Here is a 14,925-nt window from a genome sequence, read left to right as displayed (position 1 = left end):
GGATGGACAAACCGATCAAGATCACCCAGCAGGCCGACGCCAAGGAAGACGGCTACGACCGCGTGCTGTCCTTCCTGCGGGGCGAGCTGATGTCGGGCCGCCTGAAGACGGGCGACCGGCTGCTGCCCGAACGCGACCTCGCCAGCGCGCTCGGCGTGAGCCGGCCGGTGATCCGCGAGGCGCTGACCGCGTTGTCCACGCTGGGCGCAGTGGAGATCAAGCGGGGCTTCGGCACGGTGGTGCGCGAGCCCAACTTCACGGCGCTCGCCGATTACTTCAGCCTGGTGCTCGCCCAGCAGGCCGGCGCCGTGGACGACGTGATGCAGGCGCGCATCGCCATCGAGCGGCAGGCGATCCGCCTGGCGTGCATGCGCGCGCAGGCGCCCGACCTGGACCGGTTGTCGCAGGCGTTGCAGGCGATCAAGGAAACCATCGACGATCCCGCACGCGGCGGCGCGGCGGACTTCCACTTCCACTCGATGATCGTGGAAGCGTCCCACTCCCCCGCGCTCGCCAGCGTTTACGCCGCCGTCGCCAAGCTGCTGCAGGAGTCGCACCTGGAACGCAGGAAGGTGATCGCCAGCGTCCCCGCAGTGGATGCGTACCTGATCGACCATCACGAATCGGTCCTGGTGGCGATCCGCCGAAGGAATCCGGCGGAAGCGGATGCGCTGCTGCTGGAACACTTCGAGATCGGTGCCAACCTGCGCGAGGACGCCGCCGCGGCGGCCGCCAGGCAACGCGGCCCCCGGCGCAGCACCCAACGCGCATGACTCCTGAGATCGTCGTCTTCGGCAGCCTGAACATGGACCTGGTGGTCCGTGTGGCGCGCGCTCCGCGCGGCGGCGAGACGCTGCAGGGGCTTTCGTTCTTCACCAATCCGGGCGGCAAGGGCGCGAACCAGGCGGTGGCCTGCGCGCGTCAAGGCGCGCGCGTCGCGATGGTCGGATGCGTGGGCGAGGATGACTTCGGCAGGACCCTGCGCAATGCGCTGGCCGCGGACGGCATCGACGTCGCACACGTGCGCGCAGTCGAAGGGAGCACCGGGGTCGCCGTCGTGATGGTGGACGCGGAAGGCGAGAACCGCATCACCATCGTTCCCGGCGCCAACGACTTGCTGAAGGCGGACCCCGAAGCCCTCGCGGGGCACTACCTGCTCCTGCAATGCGAGGTGCCGATGGCCGAAGTGGTGCTTGCGGCCAGGGCCATGCGCGCCAAGGGCGCGACCGTGGTGATGAACCCCGCACCCGTGTGCCAGTTGCCCGACGAACTCTGGTCCCTGGTCGACATCATCGTGATGAACGAGATCGAGGCCTCGGAGCTGGCGAGCTTGACCGTGACCGACCCCGCGAGCGCGGCCAACGCCGCGTCATCGATTCGACGGCGGGGGCCGTCGACGGCGATCGTGACCCTGGGAAGCCAGGGCGTGCTGGTCGCCGACGACGCCGGCTGCCGCCACTTTCCGGCGCTCGAAGTTCGGGTGGTGGATACGACCGCCGCGGGCGACACGTTCATCGGCGCGCTGTGTGCGGCGCGAGCTGCCGGGCAATCCATGGACGCCGCCGTCCTGCGGGGCATCCAGGCAGCGACGATCTGCGTCACGCGGTCCGGCGCCCAGTCCTCCATCCCGTACCTGCACGAACTGGACGCGCGGTGACCTACAAGTTCGACTTCACCAGCGTGCTGGCGCAGTGGCCGCTGTTCCTGCACGGCGCCTGGCTCACCATCAAGTTGTCGATTGCCGCCACGCTGCTCGGCCTGTTCATCGGAACCTTGTGCGCCATCGGCCGGGGCAGCCCCAACAAGGTCGTGGCGCGCGCGTGCGCGGTCTATGTCGAGGCGATCCGCAACACGCCCTTGCTGGTGCAGATCTTCCTGGTGTACTTCGGCCTGGCCAGCATCGGCCTGAAGGTGCCTGCCTTCACCGCCGCCGTGCTGGCGATGGTCATCAACGTGGGGGCCTACACCACGGAGATCATGCGGGCGGGCATCGAGTCGATCCACAAGAGCCAGATCGAGGCGGCGGAGTGCCTGGCGCTGTCGCGCGCGCAGATCTACTGGCACGTGATCCTGCGTCCGGCGATGGAGCGGGTCTATCCCGCCCTGACCAGCCAGTTCGTGCTGCTGATGCTCGCCACCTCCATCACCTCCCAGATCTCGGCCGAGGAGCTGACGGCGATAGCGAACCGGGTGCAGTCGGACACCTTCCGCTCCTTCGAGACCTATGCCGTGGTGGCGGTGTTCTACCTGCTGTTGTCGCTGTTGATGCGCGGCGCCTTCTGGGCCGCCGGCCAGGCCCTGTTCACGCGCCGCCGCAAGCTGGGGACGCCGCTGTGAACGTCTCCTTCAACGCGAACCACGTCATGTTCCTGCTGCAAGGGGCGGGCTGGACTCTGGTGCTCTCGCTCATCGCGTTCGTCGGCGGCGGGCTGCTCGGCTTCGTCGTCGCCCTGTGCCGCATCTCGCCCTTGCGGCCGCTGCGCTGGCTGTCCACCGGCTACGTGCAGCTGGTCCAGGGGACGCCGCTGCTGATCCTGATGTTCCTGGCGTACTTCGGGCTGAGCATCGTCGGCCTCACGCTGCCTGCGCTGGTGGCCGCGGGCATCTCGATGACCATCTACGTCAGCGCCTACATCGGGGAGATCTGGCGCGGCTGCATCCAGGCAGTGCCGCGCACGCAGTGGGAGGCCGCCGAATGCCTGGCGCTGTCGAAGGTGCAGCGCATGGGGCTGGTGGTGCTGCCGCAGGCCCTGCGCATCGCGACGCCCCCCACCGTGGGCTTCATGGTGCAGATCGTCAAGAACACTTCCCTCGCCTCGGTGGTCGGCTTCGTGGAGCTCGCGCGCGCCGGCCAGGTGGTGAACAACTCGCTCTTCGAACCCTTCCTGGTCTACATGCTCGTCGCCGGCCTCTACTTCCTCCTTTGCTTCCCGCTGTCCTGGTGGAGCCGCCAACTGGAACGCCGCCTGCTGGTAGCGCATCGCGTGGAGGTAGCCGCGGCATGAGCATCATCACCTTGGACAACGTGCACAAGAGCTTCGGCGCGCTCAAGGTGCTCGACGGCGTCAGCTTCAGCGTCAACAAGGGCGAAGTGTTCGCCATCATCGGCCGCAGCGGCTCGGGCAAGAGCACCGCGCTGCGCTGCATCGACCGGCTGGAGCAGATCGACCAGGGCCGCATCCAGGTGTGCGGCCACGAGGTCAGCGACCCCAAGCTCGACCTGCGGCAATTGCGCCGCGACGTCGGCATCGTCTTCCAGAGCTACAACCTGTTCCCGCACCTCACGGCGGCCGAGAACATCGCGCTGGCGCCCCGGCACAGCAAGGGCAAGACGCGCGCCGAGGCCAACGAGCTGACCGCACGGGTGCTGGCGCAGGTCGGCCTGTCCGACAAGGCCGCAAGCTACCCCGAGCAGTTGTCGGGCGGCCAGCAGCAGCGGGTGGCGATCGCGCGCTCGCTCGCCATGGAGCCGCAGGTGATGCTGTTCGACGAAGTGACGTCGGCGCTCGACCCGCAACTCACCGGCGAAGTGCTCAAGGTGATGGCCGACCTGGCCGCCGGCGGCATGACCATGGTGCTGGTCACCCACGAGATGGCCTTCGCGCGCAACGTCGCCGACACCACGCTGTTCATGCACAAGGGCCGCGTCTGGGAACACGGCGGCCCCGAAATGTTCGACCGGCCGCAGACGGCGGAGCTGCAACAGTTCCTCGGCGCCGGTCTTTGAGAGTTCCTTTCCCGCAACAACCACTGGAGACACCATGAACCCCAAGAACCTGTTCCGCCGCGCACTGCTGCTGGCCGGCCTGTCCACGGCCTTCTTCGCCGCGCACGCCGACACGCTGGACAACATCCGCGCCGCCAAGAAGATCCGCGTGTCGATCGACCTGGCCGTGCCGCCCTCGGGGATGACCGACGCGAGCATGAAGCCCACCGGATCCGACTATGACGTGGCCGTGCTGCTGGCCAAGGACCTCGGGGTCGCCCTCGAAGTGGTGCCCACCGTCGGCGCCACCCGCATCCCGAACCTGCAGACCGGCAAGGCGGACATCATCATTTCCACGCTGGCCTATACGCCCGAGCGCGCCAAGGTCATCGACTACTCGGTGCCCTACGCGCCGCAGATCTCGCTGGTGGGCGGCGTGAAGGGCATCAACGTCAAGAGCATGGCCGACCTGGCCGGCAAGAGCGTCGCGGTGAACCGCAGCACGACACAGGACAAGGACCTGACGGACAACGCCAAGGGGGCGAACATCGTGCGCTACGACGACGATGCCGGCGTGATCACCGCTGTCGTCACGGGCCAGGCCGACCTGGTGGGCACCTCGAACGCCCTGTTCCAGACCATGCAGCAGAAGGCGCCGCAGCGCAACCTGGAGATGAAGTTCGTGCTGCGCGTCAACGACCTGGGCATCGGGGTGCGCAAGGACGATCCGGCGCTGCTGGCGTGGGTGAACACCTGGGTGAAAGCCAATCACGCCAACGGCAAGCTCAACGAGATCTTCAAGAAATACCACGGCACCGAGATCCCGAAGGACGTCGTGGAGAAGTGGGTCAAGTAACGGCGTCATGCTGTCGCTGATCGACACCCACCACCACTTCTACGACCCGCAAGCGCACTACTACCCGTGGCTCAATGATGCGGGGCACCCCCCGCACCGTTACGGCGACCATTCCGCGCTGAAACGGCCGTACCTGCCGGCGGACTACCGGCGCGACACGGCGGGCGTGAACCTGCTCGGCAGCGTGCATGTCGAGGCCGACTGGGATCCGAAGGATCCGGTAGGGGAGATGCGCTTCATCGCTGCGCTGCGTGAAGCATCGGGCCTGCCCTCGGTCGCGGTGGGGCAGGCCTGGCTGCACCAGAGCGACGCGGCGAGCACGCTGGAACAGCTGGCCGCGTTCGACTTCGTGCGCGGCATCCGCCAGAAGCCGCGCGCCAACGCGGCGCCGGGCGGTCCGCCGGGCGGCATGACGGATGCCGCGTGGCGAGCAGGTTATGCGCGGCTGGAGCCGCTCGGCCTGCACTATGAACTGCAGACGCCCTTCTGGCACCTGCACGAAGCGGCGCGCGTGGCCGCCGACTTCCCCCACACGCGCATCGTCATCAACCATGCGGGCATGCCGTCGGACCGCAGCGAGGACGGCTTGCGTGCCTGGCGCCAGGCGCTGGCCGGAATGGCCGCGCAACCCAACGTGGCCATCAAGATCAGCGGCATCGGGGAGGCCGGCTACCAGTGGCGGCCGGATGCCAACCGGCGCGTGGTGCTGGAAGTGATCGCCCTGTTCGGCGTGGACCGTTGCATGTTCGGCAGCAACTACCCGCTGGACAGCCTGTGCGCGCCGTACCAGAGTATCTTCGACGCCTTCGCCGCGTACGTTGCCGACTTCAGCGCGCAGGAGCGCGCGCAGCTGTTCGTCGAGAATGCACGTCGGATCTACCGAATCCCGGTGTAGCAAGGAAAAGCAATGAGTGGACGAACAAGCCTGCTGGCTCGCGGCGTGGCGCTGGCGGGCGGAGCGGCGCTGGTGTGGCGGCGCTGGACCCAGGGACCCATGCCGACGCCCGCCTTGGGCGGCGCTCCCCACATCCCCCCGGGCCGGCCGCAAGGTGCCGTGCCGACCCTGAAGATGCCGACGGCGCGCGGCTGGGCCACAGGGCAGACGCCCACCGCCGCCGCAGGCCTCACGGTCAACGCCTTCGCCGCGGACCTGAAGCATCCGCGCTGGATCCAGGTGCTGCCGAATGGCGACGTCGCCGTGGCGGAGGCCATGCAGGCGCTGCGCACGCCGAAGAACGTGTTCGACCACGCGATGGTCGCGACCCTGCAGCGCGCGGCCGCCATCGGCGAGAGCCCGAATCGCATCACGCTGCTGCGCGACGCGGACGGCGATGGCGTCGCGGAGACACGCGACACGCTGCTGCAAGGCCTGCGCCAGCCGTTCGGCATGGCGCTGGTCGACGGAACGTTCTACGTCGGCAACACGGATGGCGTGGTCGCGTTTCCCTACACGCCGGGCGTGACGCGCATCGACGCACCCGGCCGCCCGGTCGCACGGTTCAAACCCGGCGGGCACTGGACGCGCAGCCTGCTGCCCAGTCCCGACGGACGCCGGCTGTATGTCGGCGTGGGTTCGCTCACCAACATGGGCGAGCTCGGCTTGCAGGTCGAGGAGGGACGCGCCTGCATCGTGGAACTGGACTTGGCGAGCGGCGGCCAGCGCGTCTTTGCCGACGGCCTGCGCAATCCCGTGGGCATGGCGTGGCATCCGGAGACCGGCGCGCTGTGGACGGTGGTGAACGAACGGGACGGCCTGGGGGACGAAACGCCGCCCGACTACCTGACCTCCGTGCGCGAGGGTGGCTTCTACGGCTGGCCGTATTGCTACTGGGGCCGCACGGTCGACGACCGCGTGCAGCCGCAGGACGCGGCGCGGGTGGCGACGGCGATCACGCCGGACTACGCGTTGGGCGGGCATACCGCCTCGCTGGGCCTGTGCTGGATGCCGCGCGGCACGCTGCCCGGCTTCGACGAGGACGGGATGGTCATCGGCCAGCACGGGTCCTGGAACCGCAGCATCCTCAGCGGCTACGCGGTCGTGTTCGTGCCCTTCGCCAATGGCCGCCCGACCGGACAAGCGCCACGCGACATCCTGACCGGCTTCCTGGCTCCGGACGAAAGCGAATCCTACGGGCGACCCGTGGGCGTGGCGATCGGGCCGGATGGGAAGTCGCTGCTGGTGGCAGATGACGTGGGCGACGTCATCTGGCGCGTCGGCTGAGGAGCCGGTGGACGGCGCCAGTTCCGCCGCTTTCCGGCGACACGGTAGCCCGGCGGCGGATCACGGCACCGCTTCCTGCTGGCCTACAGACGCCTCGATCGAGCCGCGCCGACACTGCGTGCATCGGCGCATTCCGCCCGGGAGACTTCGATGACCACCGAATCCTTCGTCCACGTCGGCCACCTTCGCTCGCAGCTCACCGCGATCAGCAGGAAAGCGGAACAGGCGTTCGAGTGCGCTTTCGACCTCCAGCAGGCCGGCGCTTCGTCAGAGCGGGTCGAAGCGGCCATGGCGGAGATCAGCCGGCTGCAGGAAAGCGCTCGACAGTTGCGCGAGCAACTCGGCGAGCCGCCCGTGCTGCATTGAAGGCGCGGGTCCTGCGCCTCAGTGCGCGTGGTGGCCGTGCGCCAGCGCATGACCGCGCCCGCGCGAGATGAGCCAGCGGTTGGCCGGATAGGCGACGACCCCGGCGATCACCAGCGACGCTGCGAGCGCGATCCAGAACGTCGCATGTCCCAAGTCCGCCTCCATGGCGCCGGGCCACACGAACATCACACCGTTGTCGACCACTTCCATGATGGTGATGGAGATCGTGTCGGCTCCGAACGCAAGCCGCGCGGCATTGCGCAGCGGCATGCCCGTGCGCAGCAAGGGGACGATCGTGAAGGCATAGCCAAACAGGAACGAGAGCGCCACCGCCAGCGCGATGGTCGCTGCGTTCGACAGGCCCATCGCGGTGCCGATCACCATGCCCAGCACCTCGCCCACTGCACAGCCGGACAGGCAGTGGACGGTAGCTCGGAACGCGACCGCGCCCAGGCTCTGCGGTTTGCTGCGCGGCCGCGCGTGATCGTGTCCGGAATGCGGGTCATCGGGATTCATCGCAGCCCCTTCGCCTCGTGCCACTCCTTCAGCGACATGTCGGGATATTCATCGAAGCGCGGATCGCTCACATGGCCCTCCACGCCCACCCACGGCGCCTTCGAGCCCAGCATGATGTGCACGTTCCCGGGCGGCTGCGGCAACGGCGTGTCGATCGCGCTGGCATGCGGGTGCACGAGTTCCGGCCAGCGCGGGTCCCACACCCATAGCGCGCTGCCACACCGGGTACAGAAGTAGCGCCGGGCCTCGCTGGCGTGCGCGTCCGAGCCACCGTCATGCTGGATGCGCGCGCGGTAGATGCCCAGGTAGCGCTTGCCCGTCACCTTCATGCTGTGCGTGTCGGCGCCCAGGTTGATGGCGTAGCCGCCGCCTCCCGCCGTCTTGCGGCAGATCGAACAGTAGCAGCGCATGAAGGGAACGGGCTCGGCCGCGTCCACCGTGAACCTCACCTTCCTGCAGTGGCATGAGCCTTCCAGGTGCATCGCGTCGTCCTCGTTGGCCTAATGCTTGTGCGTGCCGTGGTCGTGGCGCTTCGTCGCCGCACCGGGGACCGCTTCCTGTCCTGCGGCCTGGGCCGCCGCGGCAACTTGCACGCTGCCGCTCATGCCCGCCTCCAGGTGGCCGGGCAGCAGGCAGGCCATGGTCAGCGCGGCGGGTTCCGTGAACGTCACGACCAACTCTCCCGTGTTACCCGGGGCGACCTTGATCGCGGCTCCTCCCGGATGGCTGTGTGCGGCGCCGCCGCGCATCAGCGCAGCGTGTTCCTTGATTTCGGACGCCGATCCGATGACGAGCTCATGTTCCAGCGCGCCTGCGTTGCGAGCCACGAACCGGACCGTCTCGCCGGCGCGGACCTGGACCAGGCCAGGTTCGAAGCGCATCGTGTCGAGCATCCGCACCTCCACCGTGCGGGTCACGACCTGCGCCAGCAGGCCCGTGGCAACGATGGAAGAAGGTTGTGCATCCCTGTGCGCCACCCCGGGCGGATGGCGCTCGAGCCATTGCCACGCGCCCAGGCTTGCCGCCGTCACCGTCAGTCCGACGATGGCCACATACGCGATGGTGTTGGAGTTGCCGGAGCGCCGGTATGGGACGTGGATCAGCAAGGCGACAGCGGAGATGGCGAAACCCAGCGGAACCACCCAGGCGCTTCGGTCCGGCGAATCCGGGAAGTGCTGCAGCCCACCGGTGAAAAACCCGAGTCCGATCGAAAGCAGCGAGCCCCAGAAGAGGGTGCGCACGATCGTTTCACGTGGCTCCTCCTTGTTGCGATGGTCGAGCCAGGAGCCGAGCACGAACAGCAGGATGCCGCCCGCCGCAGTCCACAGGGACCGTTCGCCGCTGAAGAATCCGTGATTGACCGCTCCCGAGACGAAGCTGATGCCGGAATAAGTGAGCAGCATCGCAACGTGCTGCTGCCGGAAAGTCGCTGACATGGGGCTCCCGTTCTGCCTGGACCCGACCCAGGCGATGAGGCCATCCTGAACCTTGCCACCGTGGCAAGGTCAAGAAGTTTTTCCTGGCTTGCTCAGAGCGGATTCGGTCCCGTGAAGAGCACGGTGATGGGCCGGGTCGGCTTGCGTCCCTGTTCCATCATCCATTTCTGCGCGAATTCGCGCACCGTTTTCTCGGCAGTCCGCTGCTGCGCGTCCAGGTAGGCAGCGCTGGTCCCACGCTGCGCCAGTTCCGCGCCGATGTGGCGAATCGCGTTCTCGCGGTGCGGCGCTGCGGCCGGCGAGAACACGCCGTTGTCGGTCTCGATCGCCAGCGTCGCGGTATCGAAAGCCACCGGCTGGCGCAGTTGCAGTGCCGGAACCGTCAACCGGTAGTGGTCGCCCTGCGGCTCCAGGCGCCATTCCGCCGCCAGGGGGATCTGGTAGCCGTAGTGCGCCTTGACGCGAACCTTCGACACCGTCTTCGGCAGCCCGCTGCAGTCCACGAGCGGGCAATCCCACGATGTGCGCCAGCCGAATTCCTCGACCTTCTCCATGGCGCTGACCTCCAGCAGGCCGCCCGGCGTGCGGATCATCTCCACTTTCGTGGGGTCGAGAAGCTCGACGCGCTCCTCGCGTGGGCTGGTGCCGAACCGCTGCCACGTGGCGACAGCCGCGACCACGATCACCGCTGTGGCTGCGACGGCCAACTTGTTCATGATGGGTGCCGGTGGCCGCGGATCAGTCCAGCGGCTTGATATCCAGCTCGCGCGCGAGGCGCACCCATTGCGCGGCATCGGTCTCCACCTTGCGCTTCATCTCGGCCGGGCCGGGCGCAGCCACCTGCATCGCCATGCCGGCCAGGCGCTCGCGCACGTCGGGCATCGCCAGCACCTGCGCCATCGCCGCGGCGAGCTTGTCCACCACCGGCTGCGGCAGGTTGGCCGGCCCCATGAGGCCGAACCATTGCTCGTAGTCCATGCCCGCCACGCCCGCTTCGGCAAACGTGGGCACGTCGGGGAAGTCCGCGTTGCGCTTGTCGCCGGTCACCGCCAATGCGCGCAGCTTGCCGGCCTTCACGTGCGATCCCGCGCTGGCCATGGTGGTGATCATCACGTTCACCTGCCCGCCCATGAGGTCCACCATCGCCGGCGAGGAGCCGCGATACGGCACGCTCACGAATTGCAGGCCGGTGCGCGCCCGGAACAGGTCGACCACCACGCTGCCGGTGCCCGCAATCGCCATGGTCATCTTGCCGGGCTGCGCCTTGGCAAACGCCAGTGCTTCGGCGGCGGTCTTCGGCTCGAAGCCGGGGTTCGCGACCAGGAATGCGGGCGACCGTCCGACCAGGGAAACCGGCGTGAAGTCCTTGACCGCGTCGTACGGCATCTTGCGCGTGTAGATCGGCGTGCTGGTGTGGAACACGTCGACCAGCACCAGCGTGTAGCCGTCGGCCGGCGACTTGGCTACGAAGTCGGCGCCGATGATGCCGCCGGCGCCGCCCTTGTTGTCCACCACCACGGTCTGCTTGAGCACGCCCGAGAGCTTGTCGGCGACCTGCCGGCCGATGCCGTCGGAGCTGCCGCCTGCCGGGAAGGGGATGACCAGCTTGATCGGCTTGACCGGATAGTCCGCCTGGGCGTGGACCGCAGCGCCGGCGAGCGACAGCACGCCTGCCAGGCCGATGGCCAGCGCGCGGCGGCGTTGCGGGAACGACCGGGAAGAGGGGGAGGGCTTGCTCACGAGGGCCTTTGCGTTGGCGAGTTGAAACCGCGATTTTGCACGGTTCAGCTCGCCACGCGAGGCCCTATCTGGAACCGCCGCCCATCTTTCCCTGGAGCACGGCCACCAGGTGTTGCTTCGCTTCCGCAAGCTGCGCCTTGTCCGAGTCGTGCACCTTGCGGAAGAAGGCCGCGCACTCCGGCGAATTCGCGGCTTCGGCGTCCTTGATGTACTGGTCGTAGGCCAGCAGGGCCTGCGCCTTGTTCTGCATGAGCGTGATCCAGTCGTAGGCCAGGTCGCTCAGCGGATGCGGGTCGGAAGAGGTTTCCTTCATGGCATTTCCTTTGCTTTGGGGGGTCGAGGCAGGAGAGGGCTGAAACGGTGTCGCGGAGGGAGGCCTCGGTCCTGTCGCCCGATGGTGACGCAACCGGTCACCGCGCGGCGTCGGACGATGCCCAGAGCGGACGGTCAGCCCGCGAGACCGTTGCTCATCCGGACAGCGACGCCAGCATGCTTTCCACCGCGGCGATGTCCACCGGCTTGGTCAGGTGCACGTCAAATCCGGCGGCGAGGCTCCTGGCACGGTCGCCTTCGCTGCCCCAGCCTGTCAGCGCCACCAGCGTGCGCACGCCGCCGCCGGGCAGCCCGCGCAGCCTGGCCGCTGTCTCGTAGCCGTTCATGCCGGGCATGCCGATGTCCAGGAAAACCACCGACGGCTGGTGCCGGGTGGCGATCTCCAGCGCCGCGCCGCCGTCGTGGGCGAGCAGCACCTCGTGCCCGCCCATCTCCAGCACCATGGCAAGCGTCTCGGCCGCGTCCCGGTTGTCGTCGACCACCAGCACCTTGCGCCGCGAGGCCTCGACGCGCGCTGCACCGTCGGCGCCGCCGGCGATCGAATCCTCCGCATGGGCACGGGGCAGCCAGATGAGGAAGCGACTCCCCGCGCCCTGGCCGGGGCTCTCGGCGGCGACACGGCCGCCATGCATCTCCACCAGGCCCTTGACGACGCTCAAGCCGATGCCCAATCCGCCCTGCGCCCGGTCGAGATGCTGCTCCACTTGCGCGAAGCGATCGAACACGCGCTCCAGCATCGCCGCGGGAATGCCGATGCCCGTGTCCTCGACTTCGATGCGCAACATCTCGCCTTCCGCGCTCGCACGCAGCGTCACGCGTCCGGCCGGCTGCGTGTATTTCGCCGCGTTGTTCAGCAGGTTGCCCACCACCTGCACCAGTCGGGTTGCATCGCCCAGGACGTGCAGCCCCGGGTCCGCGCCCTCCCACGCGAGCGAATGCCCCTGCGCGTCCATCAGCGGCCGGCAGAGGTCCATGGCCTGCTCCAGCACGCTGCGCAGGGGCACGATTTCCTTGCGAAGGGAAATCTTGCCCTGGCTGATGCGCGCGATGTCCAGCAGGTCGTCGACCAGGCGCACCATGTGGTCCAGCTGGCGCTGCATGATGCCGTGCACCTGCGCCATCCTGCCGCCGTCGACGCCGCCGCGCTGCAGCAGGTGCAGGCCGGTGCGCAGCGGCGCGAGCGGATTGCGCAACTCGTGGGCCAGCGTCGCCAGGAAATCGTCTTTCTGGCGGTCCGAGCGCCGCACCGCCTCGCGCGCCTGCCACAGGTCCGTGATGTCGACGCAGGCGCCGGTCATCGTCTGGGCGCGGCCCGCCCCGTCCAGGAAGGTGCGGCCGCGGTCATAGAGCCAATGCTCCGAACCGTCCGGGTGCACCACCCGGAACTCCATCTCGAAGTCGTCGGCGAAATCGCGGCAGCGTTCGCAGCGCCGGATCACCTCCGCGCGGTCGTCCGGATGCACCAGCGCGATGAACTGATCGAGGCTCTGCACCGCGTCCCCCGGAGCCAGGCCGAACAGCCGGTCGAGTGCGGCATCCCACCAAAGCGTGTTCTCCTGGATGTCCCAGTGGAAGGTGCCCGTGCGGCTGGCTTCCAGGGCGACCGCCATCGCGTGCGCCGTGGCCTTGCGCGCCGTGATGTCGATGGCGGTTCCCAGGGCGCGCACGCAGCGTCCGGCCTCGTCGAACATGCCGCGTCCCCGCGCGGCCACCCAGCGGACGAGGCCGTCGTCCCGGCCGACCGTCCGGTACTCGGCCTGGTAGAGCGACCGGCGCTGCGGGTCGCAGGCAGCGGCAAGGAGTGCGCCGACGCGGTGGCGGTCTTCGGGATGGAGGCCTTGGGTGAAATCATCCAGCGTCAGCGGCCCGTCGCCGAGGATGCCGAACATCGCGCGCAGGCGCGGCGGCCACACCAGCGTGTTGTCGACAAGGTTCAGGTCCCAGAAGGCGATCTCCGCGGCGTCGGTGGCCAGCCGCAACCGCTCTTCGCTCAGCCGCAGGGCCTGCTGGGCCGCGCGCGCCGCGTTGGCCTCCTGCGCCAGGCGCACCGTGCTGGTGGTTTCGTTGGCGGCGCAGAAGATGCCGGCGACACGCCCTTCGTCGTCGAGCAGGGGCGTGTACGTGAAGTTGAAATAGCTGGGAGCCGTCACCTCGCGGCCGGCCAGGTTGAAGGGCCGGTTCTCGAAGGACAGGGATTCGCCGCGCATCACGGCTTCGTTCAGCGCCCCCAGCTCGTGCCAGATCTCCTTCCACACCGCCGACATCGGCTGCCCCAGCGCCCGCGGATGCTTGTCGCCCAGGATGCTGATGTAGCCATCGTTGTAGAGCGAGATGAAGTCGGGACCCCAGCCGATGAACATCGGCTGTTGCGCGCGCAGGATCAGGCTGACCGCCGTCTTGAGCGATTGCGGCCAGCCCGCGGGCGCACCGAGGGACGTGGCGGACCAGTCGAACGCCTGGATGAGCGCGCCCATGGCCCCGCCCTCCTGCAGGAAGGGAAGAAAGGATGCGTCGCGGGCGGCCATGGAGAAATGTAGCTGTCCCCAGCCGCTCAGTCACCAGTCGGGGCTATATGGTCCGCCACCTTGACCGCTTGCTGGGCGATGGTCCGCAGCACCCCGCCCGGCTGGCGGATGTCGTAGCCCACGAAGTACACGCCGTCGAGGTCGCCTTTGCCGACGACGTCGGCGGGCAGGCCCTTGTCCCGCACCGGCACCGCCGCCTGCGGGAACAGCCGCGCGAGGTCGGCGTGGTAGCCGGTGGCGAGGATCACGGCATCGAACGGCTCGTCGCGCCCGTCGGTGAAGCGCACGCCATCCGACGTGAAGCCGGCGATGCCCGGGCGTACCGCGATGTCGCCGCGGCGGATCATGTCGACGGTGCCGATGTCGATGACGGGCGTTCGCCCCTGCTCGCGCAACTGGCGCAACGGCGAGATCGCCGGCGTTTCGATGCCGTAGGGCCGGAGGTCACCGACCGTCAGTTTGCGGAAAGCCAGTGCGATGCCGTCCGCCAGCTGGTCCGGCAGCTTCGACAGCAGGATGGAAGTCACCTGCACCGGCCGGCCCAGCACGTCGCGACGCACGATGTTCAGCGGCGAGCGCACGGAAATGGTGGCGCTGGCGCCGTTGTGCGCAAGATCGAGCGCAATCTCCGCGCCCGTGTTGCCCATGCCCACCACCAGCACGCGGCTGCCGGTGTAGGGTTGTGCGTCACGGTAGTTCTCGCTGTGGAGCATGCGGCCCAGGTAACCGTCCTGCCCGGGGAAGGTGGCATGGTTGGCGCGTCCGTTGGCGCCGGTGGCCAGGACGACATGGCGGCTCAGGTATGTGCGGCCGCTGCGGCAGCGGGTGAACCAGCGCCCTTGTTCGCGGGTGATGGAGTCGGCTTCTTCGCCGAACCAGGGCCGCAGCTGGAACTGGTCGGCATAGCGCTCGAGGTAATCCACCATCTGCTCCCGTCCGACATAGCGAGGGAAGTCGTCGGGAAAGGACAGGTGCGGCAGCGCCGAATGCTGCTTGACCGTGTGCAGCCGCAAGCGCCGGTAGTGATTGCGCCAGCTGGTGCCCACCGCCTTGCCGCGTTCGATGATTTCGGCACGCACGCCTCGTTGCGCCAGGCTGGCGGCGACCGCCAGGCCTCCCGGGCCGGCACCGATCACGAGAACTTCGGCCTGCAGCGGCTCGCCATCCGGACTGGACATCACGAACTTTCCTCCTGGCCGAGCATAAGGCCTTCGCCACCGGGGTTC

At 68.5% G+C, this 14,925-nt stretch carries 17 protein-coding genes; 9 read left to right on the top strand and 8 right to left on the bottom strand.

All coding sequences use genetic code 11. From position 1 onward, the window contains the following. The first annotated feature begins 2 nt into the window (after nucleotides 1-2). From WG902_RS05530 to WG902_RS05490, 9 genes are all read left to right on the top strand, one after another. Nucleotides 3-773, top strand: coding sequence for a FadR/GntR family transcriptional regulator (locus WG902_RS05530; RefSeq protein WP_340058952.1), 771 nt, complete (start codon nucleotides 3-5; stop codon nucleotides 771-773). Next, nucleotides 770-1,657, top strand: a complete 888-nt coding sequence (gene rbsK, locus WG902_RS05525; protein WP_340058951.1) for a ribokinase — start codon at nucleotides 770-772, stop codon at nucleotides 1,655-1,657. Before WG902_RS05530 ends, rbsK begins: the two co-directional genes overlap by 4 nt. After that, on the top strand, nucleotides 1,654-2,337 hold the full coding sequence (locus tag WG902_RS05520) for an amino acid ABC transporter permease (protein ID WP_340058950.1): 684 nt from the start codon (nucleotides 1,654-1,656) through the stop codon (nucleotides 2,335-2,337). The genes rbsK and WG902_RS05520 overlap by 4 nt, the downstream gene beginning before the upstream one ends. A gap of 26 nt (nucleotides 2,338-2,363) precedes the next feature. Further along, nucleotides 2,364-3,005: an amino acid ABC transporter permease gene (locus WG902_RS05515; RefSeq protein ID WP_445263668.1), complete on the top strand. Its 642-nt coding sequence runs from the start codon at nucleotides 2,364-2,366 to the stop codon at nucleotides 3,003-3,005. Next, nucleotides 3,002-3,727: an amino acid ABC transporter ATP-binding protein gene (locus WG902_RS05510; protein ID WP_340058948.1), complete on the top strand. Its 726-nt coding sequence runs from the start codon at nucleotides 3,002-3,004 to the stop codon at nucleotides 3,725-3,727. The genes WG902_RS05515 and WG902_RS05510 overlap by 4 nt, the downstream gene beginning before the upstream one ends. Nucleotides 3,728-3,761: 34 nt before the next feature. Then, entirely contained in the window at nucleotides 3,762-4,562 is an 801-nt protein-coding gene (locus tag WG902_RS05505) for a transporter substrate-binding domain-containing protein (RefSeq protein ID WP_340058947.1), read from the top strand. Nucleotides 4,563-4,569: 7 nt separating this feature from the next. After that, nucleotides 4,570-5,457, top strand: coding sequence for an amidohydrolase family protein (locus WG902_RS05500; RefSeq protein ID WP_340058946.1), 888 nt, complete (start codon nucleotides 4,570-4,572; stop codon nucleotides 5,455-5,457). A gap of 12 nt (nucleotides 5,458-5,469) precedes the next feature. Beyond that, entirely contained in the window at nucleotides 5,470-6,783 is a 1,314-nt protein-coding gene (locus WG902_RS05495; RefSeq protein ID WP_340058945.1) for a PQQ-dependent sugar dehydrogenase, read from the top strand. Between the two features lie 150 nt (nucleotides 6,784-6,933). Further along, on the top strand, nucleotides 6,934-7,149 hold the full coding sequence (locus tag WG902_RS05490; protein WP_340058944.1) for a hypothetical protein: 216 nt from the start codon (nucleotides 6,934-6,936) through the stop codon (nucleotides 7,147-7,149). An 18-nt stretch (nucleotides 7,150-7,167) separates the two neighbouring features. Here WG902_RS05490 and WG902_RS05485 read toward each other — a convergent pair whose 3' ends face one another. The 8 genes from WG902_RS05485 to WG902_RS05450 form a co-directional block, all read right to left on the bottom strand. Beyond that, complete coding sequence (locus WG902_RS05485) at nucleotides 7,168-7,665, bottom strand: DUF4396 domain-containing protein (protein ID WP_340058943.1); 498 nt, start codon at nucleotides 7,663-7,665, stop codon at nucleotides 7,168-7,170. After that, nucleotides 7,662-8,147: a GFA family protein gene (locus tag WG902_RS05480; RefSeq protein WP_340058941.1), complete on the bottom strand. Its 486-nt coding sequence runs from the start codon at nucleotides 8,145-8,147 to the stop codon at nucleotides 7,662-7,664. The genes WG902_RS05485 and WG902_RS05480 overlap by 4 nt, the downstream gene beginning before the upstream one ends. 18 nt (nucleotides 8,148-8,165) lie before the next feature. Next, nucleotides 8,166-9,101 carry a cupredoxin family protein gene (locus tag WG902_RS05475; RefSeq protein WP_340058939.1) on the bottom strand — a complete coding sequence of 312 codons (936 nt, stop codon included), beginning with the start codon at nucleotides 9,099-9,101 and terminating at the stop codon, nucleotides 8,166-8,168. A gap of 92 nt (nucleotides 9,102-9,193) precedes the next feature. Further along, a complete protein-coding gene (locus WG902_RS05470; protein ID WP_340058937.1) occupies nucleotides 9,194-9,817 on the bottom strand; it encodes a hypothetical protein in 624 nt (207 codons plus the stop codon). Nucleotides 9,818-9,839: 22 nt separating this feature from the next. After that, nucleotides 9,840-10,841: a Bug family tripartite tricarboxylate transporter substrate binding protein gene (locus WG902_RS05465; RefSeq protein ID WP_340058935.1), complete on the bottom strand. Its 1,002-nt coding sequence runs from the start codon at nucleotides 10,839-10,841 to the stop codon at nucleotides 9,840-9,842. Between the two features lie 64 nt (nucleotides 10,842-10,905). After that, nucleotides 10,906-11,154 (bottom strand): hypothetical protein, encoded by a 249-nt coding sequence (locus WG902_RS05460; RefSeq protein ID WP_340058933.1) that lies wholly within the window; start codon nucleotides 11,152-11,154, stop codon nucleotides 10,906-10,908. Nucleotides 11,155-11,308: 154 nt separating this feature from the next. Continuing rightward, nucleotides 11,309-13,699 carry a hybrid sensor histidine kinase/response regulator gene (locus WG902_RS05455; RefSeq protein WP_340058932.1) on the bottom strand — a complete coding sequence of 797 codons (2,391 nt, stop codon included), beginning with the start codon at nucleotides 13,697-13,699 and terminating at the stop codon, nucleotides 11,309-11,311. Between the two features lie 26 nt (nucleotides 13,700-13,725). Then, nucleotides 13,726-14,877, bottom strand: a complete 1,152-nt coding sequence (locus WG902_RS05450) for a flavin-containing monooxygenase (RefSeq protein WP_340058931.1) — start codon at nucleotides 14,875-14,877, stop codon at nucleotides 13,726-13,728. Between the last annotated feature and the right edge of the window lie 48 nt (nucleotides 14,878-14,925).

The organism is Ramlibacter sp. PS3R-8 (genome assembly GCF_037572435.1).
In the GTDB taxonomy this organism is placed as follows: domain Bacteria; phylum Pseudomonadota; class Gammaproteobacteria; order Burkholderiales; family Burkholderiaceae_C; genus Ramlibacter.
The sequence above is the reverse complement of the archived record's forward strand: the minus strand, read 5'-3'. Positions and strand labels throughout refer to the sequence as shown.

What these genes read in the sequence shown, in the direction of transcription:
- rbsK (WP_340058951.1), top strand. Translation starts at nt 770, where the DNA reads ATGACTCCTGAGATCGTCGTCTTCGGCAGCCTGAACATGGACCTGGTG.
- WG902_RS05475 (WP_340058939.1), bottom strand. Translation starts at nt 9,101, where the DNA reads ATGTCAGCGACTTTCCGGCAGCAGCACGTTGCGATGCTGCTCACTTAT.
- WG902_RS05500 (WP_340058946.1), top strand. Translation starts at nt 4,570, where the DNA reads ATGCTGTCGCTGATCGACACCCACCACCACTTCTACGACCCGCAAGCG.
- WG902_RS05505 (WP_340058947.1), top strand. Translation starts at nt 3,762, where the DNA reads ATGAACCCCAAGAACCTGTTCCGCCGCGCACTGCTGCTGGCCGGCCTG.
- WG902_RS05530 (WP_340058952.1), top strand. Translation starts at nt 3, where the DNA reads ATGGACAAACCGATCAAGATCACCCAGCAGGCCGACGCCAAGGAAGAC.
- WG902_RS05450 (WP_340058931.1), bottom strand. Translation starts at nt 14,877, where the DNA reads ATGTCCAGTCCGGATGGCGAGCCGCTGCAGGCCGAAGTTCTCGTGATC.
- WG902_RS05510 (WP_340058948.1), top strand. Translation starts at nt 3,002, where the DNA reads ATGAGCATCATCACCTTGGACAACGTGCACAAGAGCTTCGGCGCGCTC.
- WG902_RS05455 (WP_340058932.1), bottom strand. Translation starts at nt 13,699, where the DNA reads ATGGCCGCCCGCGACGCATCCTTTCTTCCCTTCCTGCAGGAGGGCGGG.
- WG902_RS05515 (WP_445263668.1), top strand. Translation starts at nt 2,364, where the DNA reads ATGTTCCTGCTGCAAGGGGCGGGCTGGACTCTGGTGCTCTCGCTCATC.
- WG902_RS05495 (WP_340058945.1), top strand. Translation starts at nt 5,470, where the DNA reads ATGAGTGGACGAACAAGCCTGCTGGCTCGCGGCGTGGCGCTGGCGGGC.
- WG902_RS05470 (WP_340058937.1), bottom strand. Translation starts at nt 9,817, where the DNA reads ATGAACAAGTTGGCCGTCGCAGCCACAGCGGTGATCGTGGTCGCGGCT.
- WG902_RS05485 (WP_340058943.1), bottom strand. Translation starts at nt 7,665, where the DNA reads ATGAATCCCGATGACCCGCATTCCGGACACGATCACGCGCGGCCGCGC.
- WG902_RS05480 (WP_340058941.1), bottom strand. Translation starts at nt 8,147, where the DNA reads ATGCACCTGGAAGGCTCATGCCACTGCAGGAAGGTGAGGTTCACGGTG.
- WG902_RS05490 (WP_340058944.1), top strand. Translation starts at nt 6,934, where the DNA reads ATGACCACCGAATCCTTCGTCCACGTCGGCCACCTTCGCTCGCAGCTC.
- WG902_RS05460 (WP_340058933.1), bottom strand. Translation starts at nt 11,154, where the DNA reads ATGAAGGAAACCTCTTCCGACCCGCATCCGCTGAGCGACCTGGCCTAC.